Genomic DNA, 16,028 nt, shown 5'->3' with positions numbered 1-16,028 from the left:
CGGGTGACGGCTCTCACGCGGCGGGTCCGGTGACCCGCTTGTTACCGCGGAGTAGCATCGAGCGCGTAACCACCGGCATACCGGTGGAACCCCAACACAGCCAGGGAGGCCACCCGTGCCCCGCACCCTTCAAGAGGTCGTGTTCGTCGATGGTGTCCGCACACCGTTCGGCAAGGCCGGCGACAAGGGCATGTACGCCCAGACCCGCGCCGACGACCTCGTCATCCGCTGCATCCGCGAGCTGATGCGCCGTCACCCCGAGCTCCCCCCGGAGCGCGTCGAGGAGGTGGCCATCGCCGCCACCACGCAGATCGGCGACCAGGGGCTCACCCTCGGCCGCATGGCCGCGCTCCTCTCGGGTCTGCCCAAGACCACGCCCGGCTACTCGGTCGACCGGATGTGCGCCGGCGCGATGACCGCGGTGACGACCACCGCGAGCTCGATCGCGTTCGGCTCCATCGACATCGCCATCGCCGGCGGCGTCGAGCACATGGGCCGCCACCCCATGGGCGAGGGCGTCGACCCCAACCCGCGGATCGTGGCCGAGAAGCTCGTCGACCCGTCCGCGCTGGTCATGGGCTCGACGGCGGAGAACCTGCACGACCGCTACCCCTCGATCACCAAGGACCGCAGCGACGCCTACGCCGTGGGGTCGCAGGAGAAGCTGGCCAAGGCCTACGCCAACGAGCAGATCCAGCCCGACCTCGTGCCTGTGGCGACCCGCCACCAGGAGCTCGGCTACGGCCTGGCCACCCAGGACGAGCCGCCGCGCCCGGGCACCACGCTGGCGGACCTCGCGACGCTCAAGACGCCGTTCCGCCCCCACGGCAACGTCAGCGCCGGCAACTCGGCCGGGCTCAACGACGGTGCCACCGCGTGCATCCTCGCCTCGGAGACGGCCGCCCGCGAGATCGGCCTGCCGGTCCGGATGCGCCTGGTCGACTTCGCCTTCGTCGGCGTCGAGCCAGAGGTGATGGGCATCGGACCGGTCCCCGCCACCGAGAAGGCCCTCGCCAAGGCCGGCCTGACGATCGAGGACATCGGCCTGTTCGAGCTCAACGAGGCGTTCGCGGTGCAGGTGCTCGCCTTCCTCGAGCACTTCGACATCGCCGACGACGACCCGCGCGTCAACCAGTACGGCGGGGCGATCGCCATCGGCCACCCGCTCGCCTCGTCGGGCGTGCGGCTGATGACCCAGCTGGCCCGCCAGTTCGAGGAGCACCCGGAGGTGCGGTTCGGCCTGACCGCGATGTGCATCGGCATCGGGATGGGTGCCGCCGTGATCTGGGAGAACCCCCACCACGCCGACTACGGCCAGGAGGTCGCGGCATGAGCGAGCAGGCAGAGAAGCAGACGACGTCGTTCGAGGAGGTCGTGACCCACACGCCGGTGCGTGACGTCGTGCTGCCGGGCAAGGCCGGCACGCTGGCCCTCATCACGCTCGACAACGGCTTCGACCACACCAAGCCGAACACCTTCGGCCCGCAGACGATCGCGAGCCTCAAGGCCACCATCGACGCCCTGCGCACCCGTGCCGAGGCAGGCGAGATCCAGGCCGTCGGCATCACCGGCAAGCCGTTCATCTTCGCCGTCGGCGCCGACCTCAAGGCGGTCTCGCAGGCTGCCGACCGTGAGCAGGCCCTGGAGGTCGCCCGTGCCGGGCACGCGGCCTTCGCGGCCATCATGGACCTGCCCGTGCCGACCTTCGCCTTCGTCAACGGCGCGGCGATGGGTGGCGGCGTGGAGATCGCGCTGTCCGCCGACTACCGCACCATCTCCGCCGGGGTGCCTGCGCTCGCCCTCCCCGAGACCTTCCTCGGTCTCGTCCCCGGCTGGGGCGGCTGCTACCTGCTGCCCAACCTGGTCGGACCGGCGAACGCGCTCAAGGTCATCATCGAGAACCCGATGAACATGAACCGCATGCTCAAGGGGCCGCAGGCCTTCGAGCTGGGCCTGGCCGACAAGCTGCTGGAGCCGGCTGACTTCCTCGAGGAGTCGCTGCTCTGGGCGGCCTCGGTGCTGACCGGGCAGGCGAAGGTCGAGCGCCCCGAGGTCTCGAGGGACGAGGCCGAGTGGACCGCCGCCATCAAGGCCGCCAAGGGTCTGGTCGACCTCAAGACCGGCGGCAAGGCCCCCGCCCCCTACCGCGCGCTGCAGCTCGTCGGGCAGGCGCGCACCGCCACCCGGGACGAGGCCTTCGCGGCCGAGGACGACGCCCTCGCGGACCTCGTCATGGGTGACGAGCTGCGGGCCGGTCTCTACTCGTTCGACCTCGTCCAGCGTCGGGCCAAGCGACCCGCCGGTGCGCCCGACAAGGCGCTGGCCCGCAAGGTCACCAAGGTCGGCATCGTGGGTGCGGGGCTGATGGCGAGCCAGCTGGCGCTGCTCTTCGCCCAGCGGCTCGAGGTGCCGGTGGTCATGACCGACCTCGACGAGGAGCGGGTCGCCAAGGGCGTGGGCTACGTCCACGGCGAGGTCGACAAGCTGCTCGGCAAGAAGCGGCTCAGTCCCGACAAGGCCAACCGGCTCAAGGGGCTGGTCACCGGTGCGACGTCCAAGGACGGCTTCGCCGACGCCGACTTCGTCATCGAGGCGGTCTTCGAGGAGATGTCGGTCAAGAAGCAGGTGTGGTCGGAGGTCGAGGCGATCGTCAGCCCCGAGTGCGTCCTCGCGACCAACACCTCGTCGCTGTCGATCACCGAGATGGCCGCCGAGCTCGCGCACCCCGAGCGGGTGGTGGGGTTCCACTTCTTCAACCCGGTCGCCGTCATGCCGCTCCTGGAGATCATCAAGGGCGAGCAGACCGACGACGCCACCCTCGCCACGGCCTTCGCCACGGGCAAGGGCCTGAAGAAGACGACCATCCTCGTCAAGGACAGCCCGTCGTTCATCGTCAACCGCCTGCTGGGCCGGTTCATGGGCGAGGTCGCCAAGGTGGTCGACGAGGGCACGCCGATCGAGGTCGCCGACCGCGCCTTCGCCGGGCTCGCCCCGATGCCGCCGTTCATCCTCCTCGGCCTGGTCGGGCCGGCCATCGCGTTGCACAACAACGAGACCCTGGCCCGGGCTTTCCCCGACCGCTTCTACGTCTCGGAGAACCTGCGCAAGGTCGTGGCGGCCAAGAAGTCGGCCATCTACACCTGGCCCGAGGGCAAGCCGGTCGTGGACCCCGAGGTCGAGGCGCTCTTCGACAAGCCGGCCGACCCGGTGGTGCTGTCCACCGAGGAGGTGCGGGAGCGGGTGCTGGGCGTCCTTGCCGACGAGGCGCGCCGGATGCTCGACGAGGGCGTGGTCGCTGCCCCGATGGACCTCGACCTGGCCATGATCACCGGTGCCGGGTTCCAGTTCTGGAACGGCGGGCTCACGCCCCTGCTCGACCGTGAGGGCGTCTCCGAGAAGGTGACCGGCCGGCGCTTCCTGCCGCCGGGCGTCGCGAGCGTCCCCGCCTGAGCGCACCCGTCGTCGAACCCTTGAGGCGGCGCCCGACCTCGGTCGGGCGCCGCCTCGTCGGGCGGGTGCCCCCGATCGGCCGGCCCTGGCACGCGGGTGGATGACCGGGGCGGCTGGCTGCAAGGAGCCCGTTGTGGCGATTTCGCCAGTCTCCTGGTCCAGCGGCTGCCATAGTCACTCCGTGCACAGCAGGCGGAGCCGGGAAGTGGCGACGGCCCTGGTGGCGGGGGCAGTCGTCTTCTCCGTGGCCGGGTGCCTGCGCGCCGGTGCCCCTGCGCCGGGAGCCACGGACGCATCAGCCTCGTCGTCGAGTCCGCTGACAGCCACGGCCAGCCCCCCGACCGCGGGCCCGGCCGCGACCGGCGCGTGGACCCCGTTCACCGCCTCGCCCGCCGACTGGGAGTCGTGGGCGCCGGTGATGGCCGGTGTCCGGCCCGCGACCGACGCGGACGTGTCGGCATTGCAGGCCCGCGCCGAGACGGTGCTGCGGCGCACCTTCACCGTGACCGCCGTCGGTGGCCTCGGTGAGTTCGAGATGAACTGGTCGCCGACCCACGCCAGGGTGCTGTTCAGCGTCAGGAGCCAGGTGTACCTCGAAACGCATTCGACGCCCGGCTCGACCGCCCCGCCGGAGCGCGAGGCGGTCCTGCGGGGTCCCCTCACGGTGTGCCTCCACCAGGAGGCCCGGTGCACGAGGATCACGGGTGACGAGGACCCCGGGGACCGGCCGCACCTCTTCGACACCATGACGGACAGCCTCGTCTACCTGGCCTCGGCCAGCGCGACGGCCCAGGCCGCGGCACCCCAGCTCCTGGACGAGGTGCGTGGGCCGGGCGCCACGGCCGCCCTGACGACCGTCGAGTCCCCGATCGGGCGGCTCGACTGCGTCCTCCTGGTCGAGGACGCCGCTGCCCTCGACCGGCTGGAGGGCAAGCCGCTCGAGCCCGGCTCGTCCGAGAGCGACCACACCGTGCTGTGCCTCGACGCCCGCGGGTTCGTCGTGGTCTCCCCCGGAGCGTCCTTCCTCCCCCTGACGGCATACACGTCCATGCGCCCCGACGTGCCGGCGGGCTTCGACCGACTCCCCTTCGCCGTGCACGCCTACTCCTGACCCGCACCCCGCAGCACGTGCCGGACCGGAGCGGCGCGCCGTCGAGCCGCGCGTGGCCGTCGCGACTGGTCCGCGGATCCCTCCGCGCGCCACACTGGTTCGCGGCCAACTGTGGGTTGCCGACACATGATCGCGCCCTCACGCCGCACCTAGTCTCACCGCATGCCGACGACGCCGACGCTGCTCGACCTCTCCGGACGGACCGCGTTGGTGACCGGGGCCGCCAGCGGCATCGGCGCCGCGTGCGTCGAGCGACTGGTCGCCGCCAAGGCCAGCGTGTATGCCGTGGACCGCGACGCCGACGGCCTCTCCCGGTTCGACGGGGTCGGCGCGGTCGAGACCCTCGCGGTGGACCTGGCCGACCTCGACGCGGTCGACGCCCTGCCGGGGACCGTCGACATCCTGGTCAACAACGCCGGCATCCAGCACGTCAGCCCGATCCACGAGTTCCCGGTGGAGACCTGGGACCTCATCATCCGGCTGATGCTGTCCTCGCCGTTCCGGCTGACCCGCCGGGTCCTGCCCCACATGTACCAGCAGGGCTGGGGCAGGGTCGTCAACGTCTCGAGCGTCCACGGGCTGCGAGCCAGCGCCTTCAAGGCCGCCTACGTGTCCGCCAAGCACGGGCTGGAGGGCCTGTCGAAGGTGACCGCGCTCGAGGGCGGGGCCCACGGCGTCACGAGCAACTGCGTCAACCCCGCCTACGTCCGCACGCCGCTCGTCGAGGCCCAGATCAGCGACCAGGCCCGCACCCACGGCATCTCGGAGCACGAGGTCGTCGAACGGGTGATGCTCGAGCCGGTCGCCCTCAAGCGGCTGGTCGAGCCGGACGAGGTCGCCGAGCTGGTGTCCTTCCTGTGCAGCCCGGCCGCCGACTCGGTCTCCGGGTCGTCGTTCTCGATGGACGGCGGCTGGACCGCCCACTGAGCGGGTCCGCCGCCTAGGATCCGACTCGATGGACGCCCACGACGACTCCCCCGCGATGACGCTGTTGCGCCTGCTCGCACAGGGGGCTCCGGCGGCCGAGCTCGAGGCGGTGGCTCCCCACCCCTCCGGACCCGGCGATCCCGCAGCCGCCGAGGCCGAGGAGGCCCGCGAGCTGGCCCTGCGGGTGCGGGCCGCCTTCGACTCGCGGCGGCGCAGGGAGGCCGAGCTGACCGGCCTCGTGGAGACGGCTCGCGACCTGGCCGCCATGCGTGACCCCAGCGGCATCCTCGAGGCGATCGTGCGACGCGCCAGGGCCCTGCTCGGGACGGACGTCTCCTACCTCACGCTGTACGACCCCGACGCCGGCGACACCTACATGCGGGCGACCGACGGTTCGGTGAGCGCCGAGTTCCAGGTGGTGCGGCTGTCCCTCGGCGACGGCCTGGGCGGACTCGTCGCGTCGACCCGCAAGCCCTACTGGAGCGCCGACTACCTCCGCGACCACCGCTTCCAGCACACCGGGACGATCGACAGCGCCGTCGGCGACGAGGGGCTGGTCTCGATCTGTGGCACGCCGCTCGTCGTCGAGGACGAGTTCGTGGGCGTGCTGTTCGCGGCGAACCGCTCACCTCGCCCCTTCTCTCCCGACCAGGTGGCGCTGCTCGGGTCACTGGCGGCCCTGGCCGCGGTGTCGATCGTGCAGACCCGCAGCGCCGAGGAGGTGCGGCGCCACACGGCCGGGGTCGAGCGCGCCGCTGCGGCCCATGACCGGTTCGCCGAGCTGGTGCTCGCCGGTGGGGGCGTCGACGACATCACCAAGGCCCTGGGTGACCTGCTCGGCGGCTGGGTCGTCCTGCTGAGCTCGGAGGGTGAGCTGCTCAGCACCCACGGGTCGGCTCCGCTCCCCGACGACGGCAGCGCGGGCGCGCTGGCCAGGTCGCGTGCGGTGCGCGAGACGGACAGCACGGGGCGGCTCGCGCACGACTCCGGCACGGACCAGTGGGCCATCGGCGTCAAGGCACCGCAGACCCCGCTGGGCACCCTCGTCCTCGGCGGCGTGGGGGTGCTCGACGACGCCGACCGACGCACCGTCGAGCGCGCCTCGGTCGTGAGCGCCCTCGTGCTGTTGTTCGAGCGGACCGCGGCCGAAGCCGAGCAACGCGTCCGCACCGACCTCGTGGCCGACCTGGTCAGCGGTCGCGGCGACCCCACCTCGCTCGCCACCCGGGCGAGGGCGCAGGGCATCGACCCGGCTGGCGCGCACGCGGTGCTGGTGGCCCACGCCGACCCCGAGACCCCGCGCCGGACCCTCCTGCTCGCCGCCCACGCCGCGGCCGGCCCGGGCTCGGTCGTGGGCGAGCACGACGGCCACGTGGTGGCGCTGCTGCCTTCGCGCGATCCGCACGAAGCCGCCGCCGAGCTGGCCCGCCGCCTGAGCCGGCTCGCGACGGTGACCGTCGGCGCAGCAGGTCCGACGACCCTGGGTGAGGACGTGCCGGCCGTCTGGCGGGAGGCCGTCCGCACCGTCTCCGCGCTCGTGTCACTGGGGCTGGCGGGCACGGGAGCCAGTGCCAGCCACCTCGGCTTCGCGGGCCTGGTCGTCGGCTCGGCGCCTGACGTCAGCGGCTACGTGCGCCAGCACCTCGGCCCGTTGCTCGACTACGACGCCCGTCGCGGCTCCGAGCTGGTCAAGACGCTCCAGGCCTACTTCGACGCCGGCGGCAGCCCGCGGCACGCCGCCACCGACCTGCACGTCCACGTCAACACCGTGAGCCAGCGACTGGAGCGGATCTCCGCCCTCCTCGGTCCGCACTGGCAGCGCCCCGACGAGTCCCTCGAGCTCCAGCTCGCGCTGCGCCTGATGCGGCTCAGCGCAGGCGGGTCACCACCGAGGTAGCCACCGCGTCCGCGGTGAGGCCGATCTCCTCGAGCACCTGTCCCCGCGACGCGTGGTCGAGGAACCGCTTCGGTATGCCGTAGAGGTGGACCGGCACGTCGACCTCGGCCTCGCGCAGGGCGAGGCTCACGGCCGCGCCGACGCCCCCGCTGACGAGGTTGTCCTCGACCACGGCCACCGCACCGGCACGGCGGGCCAGGTCGACGAGGTCGTCGCTGACCGGTAGCACCCACCGCGGGTCGACGGCCGTGACCAAATGTCCTTGGGCCTCGAGCTTGCCCGCGATGTCCACGGCCATGGCGGCGAACGCGCCGACCCCGACGAGCAGCAGGTCGCAGGTCTCCCGGGAGGTCTCGTGGAGCACGTCGACACCCCCTTCCTGACGGACGGCGGCGACCGCCGGACCCACGTCTCCCTTGGGGAAGCGGATCACGGTCGGTCCGTCGTTGACGTCGATGGCCTCGCGCAGCTGTCGCTTGACCTGGTCACCGTCGCGAGGCGCGGCCAACCGCAGGCCGGGGACGATCGACGCGATCGTCATGTCCCACATGCCGTTGTGCGAGGGCCCGTCACTGCCGGTCACGCCGGCACGGTCGAGGACGAAGGTGACGCCCGCCTTGTGGAGCGCGCAGTCCATGAGCAGCTGGTCGAACGCCCGGTTGAGGAAGGTGGCGTAGACCGCCACGACCGGATGCAGGCCGGCATACGCCAGGCCGCTGGCCATGGTCACGGCGTGCTGCTCGGCGATGCCGACGTCGAAGACGCGGTCGGGGTACGCGGCGGCGAAGCCGTCGAGGCCGACCGGGATGAGCATGGCCGCGGTCAGCGCCACGACGTCCTCACGCTCGCGGCCGATCGCGACCATCTCGTCGTTGAACTCGTCGGTCCAGATCCGACCGCTGACCTCGAACGGCAGCCCGGTCTCGGGGTTGAACTTGCCGATCGCGTGCCACTGGTCGCCCACGTCCCGGCGGGCGGGGTCGTAGCCGCGGCCCTTCTCGGTGATCACGTGGACCAGCACCGGGCCGCCGAACGCCTTGGCCCGGCGCAGCGCCGCCTCGACCGCCTGCTCGTCGTGGCCGTCGACCGGACCGAGGTACTTCAGCCCGAGGTCCTCGAACATCCCCTGCGGGGCGACGATGTCCTTGATCCCCTTCTTCATCCCGTGCAGCGTCTCGTACATCGCGCCGCCGACCACGGGGGTGCGGCTCAGGGTGTTCTTGCCCCAGTCGAGGAACCGTTCGTAGCCGCGGGTGGTGCGCAGGGTCGCGAGGTGGTCGGCCAGACCGCCGATGGTCGGGGCGTAGGACCGCTCGTTGTCGTTGACCACGATGGTCAGGGGCAGGTCCTTGTCAGCCGCGATGTTGTTGATCGCCTCCCACGCCATGCCACCGGTGAGCGCGCCGTCGCCGATGACCGCCACGGTGTGTCGACCCTCCTCGCCGCGCAGACGTCGCGCCTTGGCGATGCCGTCGGCCCACGAGAGGGCGGTCGACGCGTGCGAGTTCTCGACGACGTCGTGCTCGGACTCGGCCCGGCTCGGGTAGCCCGACAGGCCGCCCTTCTTCTTGAGCTGGCTGAAGTCGTGGCGCCCGGTCAGCAGCTTGTGCACGTAGGACTGGTGACCGGTGTCGAAGACGATGGCGTCACGGGGGCTGTCGAAGACCCGGTGCAGGGCGATGGTCAGCTCGACGACCCCGAGGTTGGGGCCGAGGTGGCCGCCGGTCTTGGAGACGGACTCGACGAGGAAGTCCCGGATCTCCTGCGCGAGCCCGGGCAGCTGGGCAGGCGTCAGCGCCTTGAGGTCGGCCGGGCCGGTGATGGTCTCGAGCACTCCCACGCGCGGTCCTTCCGGTTGTCGTCGCCACAGGCGGTCTTGTCTCTGCAGGGGAACCGCCCGAGTCTATGCGCCCCCGCTGATCCGGACCTCCTGCGGCACCCCGGTGGCCTCGACCTCACCGTCTCGACCGACCGTGACCGAGAACGGCACCCCACCCAGCCGCAGGCCCTCGACGTGGAGCGCGCCGAAGGGCAGGGGCCGGAGGGGGTCGACGTGCAGGACGCCGCCAGGCAGGTCGGCCCGCAGACCGAGGGCGACCGTGAGGATCGCGCCGGCCGAGGCCGCCGACCACGCCTGGGGGCGGCACGACGCCGGGTAGGGAGAGGGTCGACCCAGCATCGGCAGACCCGAGTAGAGCTCGGGCCAGCGGTAGTCGAACGCCTCCGCGGACGCGACGAGCGTGTGCGCCACCCGGGCGGCCGGCTCCGTCAGCCCTTCACGGGCGAGCCCCAGCGCCACGATCGCGGTGTCATGGGTCCAGACCGACCCCGTGTGGTAGCCGATCGGGTTGAACCCACCGTTGCCCGTGCCGAGGGTGCGCACGCCGAAGGTGTCGAGCAGCTCGTCACCCGTCACCGTCGCCCCGACCGTGGCGGCCTCGGTGGCGTCGAGCGTGCCGGTGCCGAGCACGTGCCCCATGTTGGAGCCCAGCCCGTCGACCGGCTTGCCGGCGCCGTCGAGCGCCATCGCGAGGTAGCGGCCGTCGTCGCCCTCGACCCAGAACGCCTGGCGCACCCGCTCACGCAGGGCAACCGCCTCTGCCCGTGCCGCATCCGCCCCGTCCTCGCCGAGCGCCTCGAGCAGGCCGGCTGCCCCGAGCAGCGCCTCCACGGCATACGCCTGGGCTTCGACGAGGGCGATCGGCGCCGCGGCGACACTGCCGTCGCGCATGCGCATCGAGTCGCCGGAGTCCTTCCAACCCTGGTTGGCGAGGCCGTGGCCGGTCGTGTCGAGGTACTTGAGGAAGCCGTCGTCGTCGGGCTGGCCGTCCGTGGTGATCCACGCCAGCGCGGCCCGCAGGTTGGGGAGCAGCGCTCGCACCTCGGCCTCCGGCAGACCCCAGCGCCAGGTCTCGACGAGCAACGTCACCCACAGGGCGGTCGCGTCGACGGTGCCGAAGTAGAGCGGCGGGAGGACCAGGTCTCCCTTGCGTGGCGACCCCGTGTATGCCGTGCGGCGCACCTCGTGGGCGATCTTGCCCGGCTGCTCCGCCGAGTCGGCGTCGTGTCGCGTGCCCTGCCGACGGGCGAGTGCGCGCAGGGTGCCGGCGGCGAGCTGGGTGCCGAAGGGCAGCATCATGCGCGCCGCCCAGATCGAGTCACGACCGAAGAGCGTGAGGTACCAGGGTGATCCGGCTGCGGCGAAGACGTCCGACGGGTCGAGCGGGTCGCGGAGCAGGAGGTGCCGCAGGTCGTCGACGGAGTGGGCGACGAGCGGGGCGAGCCGTGGCTCGTCGGACGTGATGCGGATGTCGCCCCACGTGACGGCGTCGCCGCCGGGGTCGGCGTCGAACTCCGAGGCGGCGGTCCGGGCGGCCGTGACGGTGATCCGCACGGTCTGGCTCTCACCGGGCTCGACGACGACGTCGTGGCTGATGACGGCGCGGTCTGCGGTGACCTCGAGACCGGACGGAGCCGGCTCGACGTCGACGCGCGTGCGGTGCCGACCGGTCGTGAACGTCAGCACGCCGTCGGAGAGCTCGGGCGTCACGGCTGGTGCGTCGAAGGCGCCGTACTTGACTCGCGCGATCGAGAGTCCGTCCGACCCCAGCTCGAACCGCAGCCCGGCGCGCACGGTGCGGGCGGCGCGCGACGTCACCGTGACGTCTTCGTGCAGGGTGCCTCCCACCAGGGTGCGCACCCTGCGGATCTCGACGGTCGGGTCGGGTCCCTCGTCGCCGAGCCCGCGGGCCGCGCCGAAGAACTCGGCCGTCGCACCCCCGGCCTCGGAGGCGACCGGGCTGGGGGTCTCGCCGGAGACGGTCAGCTCGAGCCTGGACAGCAGGCGCACGTCGTCGACGAAGAGCCCGTGCCCGGCTCTGGGGCTCACGTCACCCGTGGTCGCCGACAACGCCGTGGCGTTGCCGTCGACGATGATCCGCAGGTCGTGGAGCCACGGTTGACGCGGGCTCTGCTCGGTGGTCACGCGGGCCTCGCTTTCGGGGCAGCTTCGTGGGTCACCCTTCCTGGTCCCACGGGCTCGCCCGAGGTCCCCGAGGGGGTGTGTTGGCCATGATCTCTTGACGGACCGCCCGTCGTGGGCCATATTCAGCCTAGTTGGAACGTTCAAATAGAGCATCTTCACCATGCCCCGTCGGTCGATCACAGCGCAAGGGAGCGGTTGTGGCAAGTGGACCCGAGCAGTTCCGCGGACGAGCGACGATCGTCGACGTCGCCGCCGCGGCCGGGGTGTCCCGCCAGACCGTGAGCAACGCCCTCAACTACCCCGACCGGGTGGCGCCCAGCACGCTCGCCCGCGTCCACCGCGAGATCGAACGGCTCGGGTTCATGCCCAACGCGGCCGCGCAGCAGCTCCGGCGCCGCAAGGCCTCGGCCTACGGGTTCGAGGTCAACCCGTCCGGCGCCGGCAAGATGGGTCACATCCTCGACGGCTTCCTCGTGGAGCTGACCGTGGCGGCCCCCGACCACAGCTGCCACCTGGTCACCTTCGCCCCCGACCTGACCAGCCTGCTCGCCGGCTACGACCAGATCCTGTCCACCGGCCTGGTCGACGGGTTCGTGCTGGGCGACACCCGGCACGACGACCCGCGCCCCGCGTGGCTGCTCCAGAACGACGTGCCGTTCGTGACGTTCGGCCGGATCTGGGACGAGCCGCAGATGGGTCGGTGGGTCGACGTCGACGGACGCGTCGGCATGGAGCTCGCGGTCGGGCACCTGCTCGAGCAGGGCTACACCTCGATCGCCTACCTCGGCTGGCCGGACGGCTCCCCCGTCGGCGACGACCGGCGCCGCGGCTGGCTGGCCGGCCTCGCCGCGGCCGGCCTGGCCGACGACCCGATCGCCGAAGAGGCGGTGCAGGACCTGCCCACCGCGACCGCGGCGGCCGACCGCTTGCTGGCGCGGCTCGGTCCGGGCAGCGCGATCCTCTGCGCCTCCGACCTGCTGGCCCTCGGCGCCCTGCGGGCGGTCCGCAACCGCGGTCTCGAGCCGGGCCACGACATCGGCGTGGTGGGCTTCGACGACAGCGACGTCGCGGAGGCGCTGCAGCTGACCAGCCTCCGCCAGCCCCTCCAGCAGGCGGCAGCCGAGGCCTGGCGGATCGTCCACGAGAAGGGCACCGACCTGTCCCTCACCGCCCTGCTGGCGCCGACGCTCACCGTGCGCGAGAGCACCTCCCGCACCGGCCCGGAGAACACCTGACCCCGACCCAACCAGTTCGTCCGACACCCGGCGGACGGCACCACCACCCGAGGAGCACATCCATGAGGCGCATCCCAACCCTTGCCGTTGCCGTGACGGCCACCACCATGCTGGCGCTGACCGCCTGCGGCGGAGGTGGCGGCTTCGGTAGCAGCTCGGCCACCCAGAACACCAAGAAGGGTCCGGTGAAGCTGACCGTGATGATCGGCAGCTCCGGTGCACCCGAGACCGCCGCGGTCAAGGAGGCGGCGGCGGCCTGGGCATCCAAGTCCGGCAACACCGTCGAGGTCATCGCCGCCTCAGACCTCGGCCAGCAGCTCGGCCAGGCTTTTGCCAGCTCCAGCCCCCCTGACGTCTTCTACACCGATGCCTCCAAGATCGGCACCTACGCCAAGGCCGGAAACCTCTTCCCGTACGGCGACCAGGTCAAGGACGCGGGCTTCGTCGACTCCCTCGTCCAGGCCTTCACGTACGACGGCAAGTTCTACTGCGCTCCCAAGGACTCCTCGACCCTGGCTCTGGAGATCAACACCGACATGTGGAAGGCCGCCGGGCTCACGGAGGCCGACTACCCGAAGGACTGGGCGGGCCTGGAGTCGGTGGCCACGAAGCTCACCAAGGGCAACGTCACCGGCCTGGTCATCGGCAACGACATCAACCGGTCCGGTGCCTTCATGAAGCAGGCAGGGGGGTGGGTCGTGACCGACGGCAAGATGAGCGCCGACGCTCCCGGCAACCTCCAGGGCCTCCAAGAGGTCCAGAAGCTGATGAGGGCAGGCGTCCTCAAGTTCAACACGCAGACCAAGCCCTCTTCCGGCTGGGGCGGTGAGGCCTTCGGCAAGGGGCTGGCCGCCATGACGATGGAGGGCAACTGGATCGCTGGTGGCATGAAGGACTTCCCGAACATCAAGTACACGACGGTCGAGCTCCCGGCCGGCCCTGCCGGCAAGGGGACCCTGATGTTCACCAACTGCTGGGGCATCGCTGCCAAGTCCCCCAACCAGACCACCGCCGTCGACCTGGTCAAGAGCCTGATCACGCCCGAGCAGCAGATGAAGTTCGCGGACGCGTTCGGTGTCATGCCCTCGACGACGCAGGGTCTGCAGCAGTTCGGCGAGAAGTACCCGGACAGCAAGGCGTTCGTGGCAGGCGCGGCCTACGGCCAGGGCCCCGTCAACCTGGCGGGTCTCGACGACGTGGTCTCGAAGTTCAACAGCCAGCTGGGGACCATGACCGGCACCTCCGGTGACCCGAAGGCCTGGCTGAGCGACCTCCAGAAGAACGGCAACGCAGCGCTCGGAGGCTGACCCACCACGGCCAGGGGGTGGCGTGCGACCCGCACGGCGCACGCCACCCCACTGTCCGCCCCTTCCCCGCACCTCCAAGCACCACGGACAAGGAGGACCCATGTCCCCGATCGTCGAACCCAGCCCTGTGGCCAGCGAACAGGGCCTCCTCGTCCCTGAGGTGGCGGCGGCCACGACGAAGCGGCCTCGCCTTGGTGGCGGTGGCGGTGGCCTCCGCGGGCGGGAGGGGATCGCGGGTTGGTTGTTCGTCAGCCCGATGATCGTCATCCTCGGGCTGTTCCTCGTGATCCCCATCGTCATGGCGCTGTGGGTCAGCCTGACCAACTGGAACGGGTCGGTGGACCCGTTCCACCCGGGGCCCGGCGCCGAGTTCGTCGGCTCCAAGAACTACACCGACCTGTTCGCCAAGGACGGCCTCACCCGGTCCAACTTCATGCAGTCGATCGGCAATACCTTCTGGTACGTCCTGTTCGTGGTTCCGCTGCAGACGGTGCTGGCCCTCGGCCTGGCCCTGCTCGTGAACAACCGGCTGCTCAAGGCGAAGAGCTTCTTCCGAACTGCGTTCTACTTCCCCTCGGTCACGAGCTCGATCGCGATCTCCACGGTCTTCCTCTTCCTCTTCTCGAGCACGGGGGCGGTCAACGCGCTACTCAAGGCACTCGGTCTGGGCCAGCCGAACTGGTTCATCGACGACCGAGGCCTGGTCCGCCTGCTCTTCAACGCGGTCGGGGTGGACAACCCCGGTTGGGCGCAGCACCAAGTCCTGGGCCGGTCCCTGTGGGACTGGGTGGCCGGGCCGTCGGTCGCCATGACGGTGATCATCATCCTGGTCGTGTGGACTACGTCCGGCACGTTCATGCTGATGTTCATCGCCGCGCTGCAGGACCTGCCCGTCGAGGTCGACGAGGCAGCGGCGCTCGACGGCGCCACCGGCTGGAAGAAGCTGAGGAACGTCACCATCCCCATGATCAGGCCGGCACTGTTCCTGGTGCTCACCCTGGGTCTGATCGGCACCTGGCAGGTGTTCGACCAGATCTACGTCATGGGCGCGGGCGCACCCAACGGCACCACCCTGACCCCGGCCTTCCTCAGCTACCAGCAGAGCTTCAAGAACTTCAGGTACGGCTCGGGGGCCGCGATGGCGTTCGTGGTCTTCGTGATCATCGTCGTCCTGACCCGGGCCCAGCGCTGGGCGCTGACCGACAAGGATGAACGCCGACCACTGTTCGGTCGTCGGAAGCAGGTCGGACGATGAACAGCCGCACCAGCCCCGCCAAGCAGGCGATCCTGTATGCCGCCCTCGTGCTGTTCGCGGTGTTCTTCATCTACCCCTTCTTCATCCAGATCGCGACCTCGTTCAAGACCGACCCCGACGCCGCCGCCCACCCCCTGTCTCTCATTCCCAACCCGTTCGACCTGCACGCCTGGAAGGACATCTTCGGCCAGGGCGCGGCCCACGTCCCCGCGCCCACCTGGATCAAGAACTCGGTCCTCATCGCCGTCGTGGTGACGGGCGCGCGGGTCTTCCTCGACAGCCTGGCCGGCTATGCGTTGTCTCGGCTGCAGTTCCGCGGTCGCGGCTTCGTCTTCGCCGCTTTGCTGGCCGTGATGGCGGTGCCCGGTGTGGCCCTGCTCATCCCCAAGTTCCTGATGGTGAACTACCTGGGCATCTACGACACGTACACCGCCATGATCCTGCCCCTCATCGTGGATGCCGCGGGCGTCTTCATCATGAAGCAGTTCTTCGACTCGGTGCCCGTCTCGATCGAGGAGGCCGCGCGGATGGATGGTGCGAGCATCTTCCGGACGTTCTGGTCGGTGGTACTCCCGATGGCGCGACCCGCCCTGCTCACACTGACGATCCTGTCCTTCCAGGGGTCGTGGAACGAGTTCTCGCACTTCCTCGTGGTGACCAAGGGAACCCCCGACCACATGACCCTGGTCACCGGCCTGGCCAGCCTCACGAGCGGCCAGCTCGGAGCCGGAACGCAGTACCCGCTGAAGCTGGCGGCCGCCCTCCTCACCACCATCCCGGTGGCCATCCTGTTCTTCTCCCTGCAGCGCTACTTCGTGCGTGGTGCCAACGAGGGTGCCGAGAAGGGCTGACGCCTGGGTA

11 protein-coding genes are annotated in these 16,028 nt (G+C 71.0%); 9 read left to right on the top strand and 2 right to left on the bottom strand.

Annotated elements, in window-relative coordinates; translation table 11 throughout:
- The first annotated feature begins 115 nt into the window (after positions 1–115).
- The 5 genes from ABD262_RS05715 to ABD262_RS05695 all read left to right on the top strand — a co-directional run bounded on the left by ABD262_RS05715 (position 116) and on the right by ABD262_RS05695 (position 7,385).
- Complete coding sequence (locus tag ABD262_RS05715) at positions 116–1,333, top strand: thiolase family protein (RefSeq protein WP_344132468.1); 1,218 nt, start codon at positions 116–118, stop codon at positions 1,331–1,333.
- Positions 1,330–3,450: a 3-hydroxyacyl-CoA dehydrogenase NAD-binding domain-containing protein gene (locus ABD262_RS05710; protein WP_344132466.1), complete on the top strand. Its 2,121-nt coding sequence runs from the start codon at positions 1,330–1,332 to the stop codon at positions 3,448–3,450. The genes ABD262_RS05715 and ABD262_RS05710 overlap by 4 nt, the downstream gene beginning before the upstream one ends.
- Positions 3,451–3,631: 181 nt before the next feature.
- Positions 3,632–4,561, top strand: a complete 930-nt coding sequence (locus ABD262_RS05705) for a hypothetical protein (protein WP_344132463.1) — start codon at positions 3,632–3,634, stop codon at positions 4,559–4,561.
- Positions 4,562–4,723: 162 nt separating this feature from the next.
- Complete coding sequence (locus ABD262_RS05700; protein WP_344132460.1) at positions 4,724–5,488, top strand: 3-hydroxybutyrate dehydrogenase; 765 nt, start codon at positions 4,724–4,726, stop codon at positions 5,486–5,488.
- Between the two features lie 28 nt (positions 5,489–5,516).
- Entirely contained in the window at positions 5,517–7,385 is a 1,869-nt protein-coding gene (locus ABD262_RS05695; protein WP_344132458.1) for a helix-turn-helix domain-containing protein, read from the top strand.
- On the opposite strand, the gene dxs is transcribed toward ABD262_RS05695, so the two are convergent.
- Both dxs and ABD262_RS05685 read right to left on the bottom strand, forming a co-directional pair.
- A complete protein-coding gene (dxs, locus tag ABD262_RS05690) occupies positions 7,357–9,225 on the bottom strand; it encodes a 1-deoxy-D-xylulose-5-phosphate synthase (RefSeq protein ID WP_344132455.1) in 1,869 nt (622 codons plus the stop codon). The two genes, ABD262_RS05695 and dxs, sit on opposite strands and share 29 nt — an antisense overlap.
- A gap of 63 nt (positions 9,226–9,288) precedes the next feature.
- Positions 9,289–11,370 (bottom strand): amylo-alpha-1,6-glucosidase, encoded by a 2,082-nt coding sequence (locus ABD262_RS05685; RefSeq protein ID WP_344132452.1) that lies wholly within the window; start codon positions 11,368–11,370, stop codon positions 9,289–9,291.
- Between the two features lie 197 nt (positions 11,371–11,567).
- Here ABD262_RS05685 and ABD262_RS05680 point away from each other — a divergent pair, with 197 nt between their 5' ends.
- The 4 genes from ABD262_RS05680 (at position 11,568) to ABD262_RS05665 (ending at position 16,018) form a co-directional block, all read left to right on the top strand.
- A complete protein-coding gene (locus ABD262_RS05680; protein WP_344132449.1) occupies positions 11,568–12,605 on the top strand; it encodes a LacI family DNA-binding transcriptional regulator in 1,038 nt (345 codons plus the stop codon).
- Positions 12,606–12,667: 62 nt separating this feature from the next.
- Positions 12,668–13,912, top strand: coding sequence for a sugar ABC transporter substrate-binding protein (locus ABD262_RS05675; protein WP_344132446.1), 1,245 nt, complete (start codon positions 12,668–12,670; stop codon positions 13,910–13,912).
- Between the two features lie 100 nt (positions 13,913–14,012).
- Complete coding sequence (locus ABD262_RS05670) at positions 14,013–15,167, top strand: carbohydrate ABC transporter permease (protein ID WP_344132443.1); 1,155 nt, start codon at positions 14,013–14,015, stop codon at positions 15,165–15,167.
- A complete protein-coding gene (locus ABD262_RS05665; protein WP_344132440.1) occupies positions 15,164–16,018 on the top strand; it encodes a carbohydrate ABC transporter permease in 855 nt (284 codons plus the stop codon). The genes ABD262_RS05670 and ABD262_RS05665 overlap by 4 nt, the downstream gene beginning before the upstream one ends.
- Positions 16,019–16,028 lie beyond the last annotated feature (10 nt).

The organism is Pedococcus bigeumensis (assembly GCF_039531795.1).
Classification (GTDB): domain Bacteria; phylum Actinomycetota; class Actinomycetes; order Actinomycetales; family Dermatophilaceae; genus Pedococcus; species Pedococcus bigeumensis.
This window is presented reverse-complemented; position numbering and strand designations above follow the sequence as displayed.

Excerpts from the sequence above, each read along its gene's own strand:
- ABD262_RS05670 (WP_344132443.1), top strand. The coding sequence starts at position 14,013 with ATGTCCCCGATCGTCGAACCCAGCCCTGTGGCCAGCGAACAGGGCCTC.
- ABD262_RS05700 (WP_344132460.1), top strand. The coding sequence starts at position 4,724 with ATGCCGACGACGCCGACGCTGCTCGACCTCTCCGGACGGACCGCGTTG.
- ABD262_RS05710 (WP_344132466.1), top strand. The coding sequence starts at position 1,330 with ATGAGCGAGCAGGCAGAGAAGCAGACGACGTCGTTCGAGGAGGTCGTG.
- ABD262_RS05665 (WP_344132440.1), top strand. The coding sequence starts at position 15,164 with ATGAACAGCCGCACCAGCCCCGCCAAGCAGGCGATCCTGTATGCCGCC.
- ABD262_RS05695 (WP_344132458.1), top strand. The coding sequence starts at position 5,517 with ATGGACGCCCACGACGACTCCCCCGCGATGACGCTGTTGCGCCTGCTC.
- ABD262_RS05675 (WP_344132446.1), top strand. The coding sequence starts at position 12,668 with ATGAGGCGCATCCCAACCCTTGCCGTTGCCGTGACGGCCACCACCATG.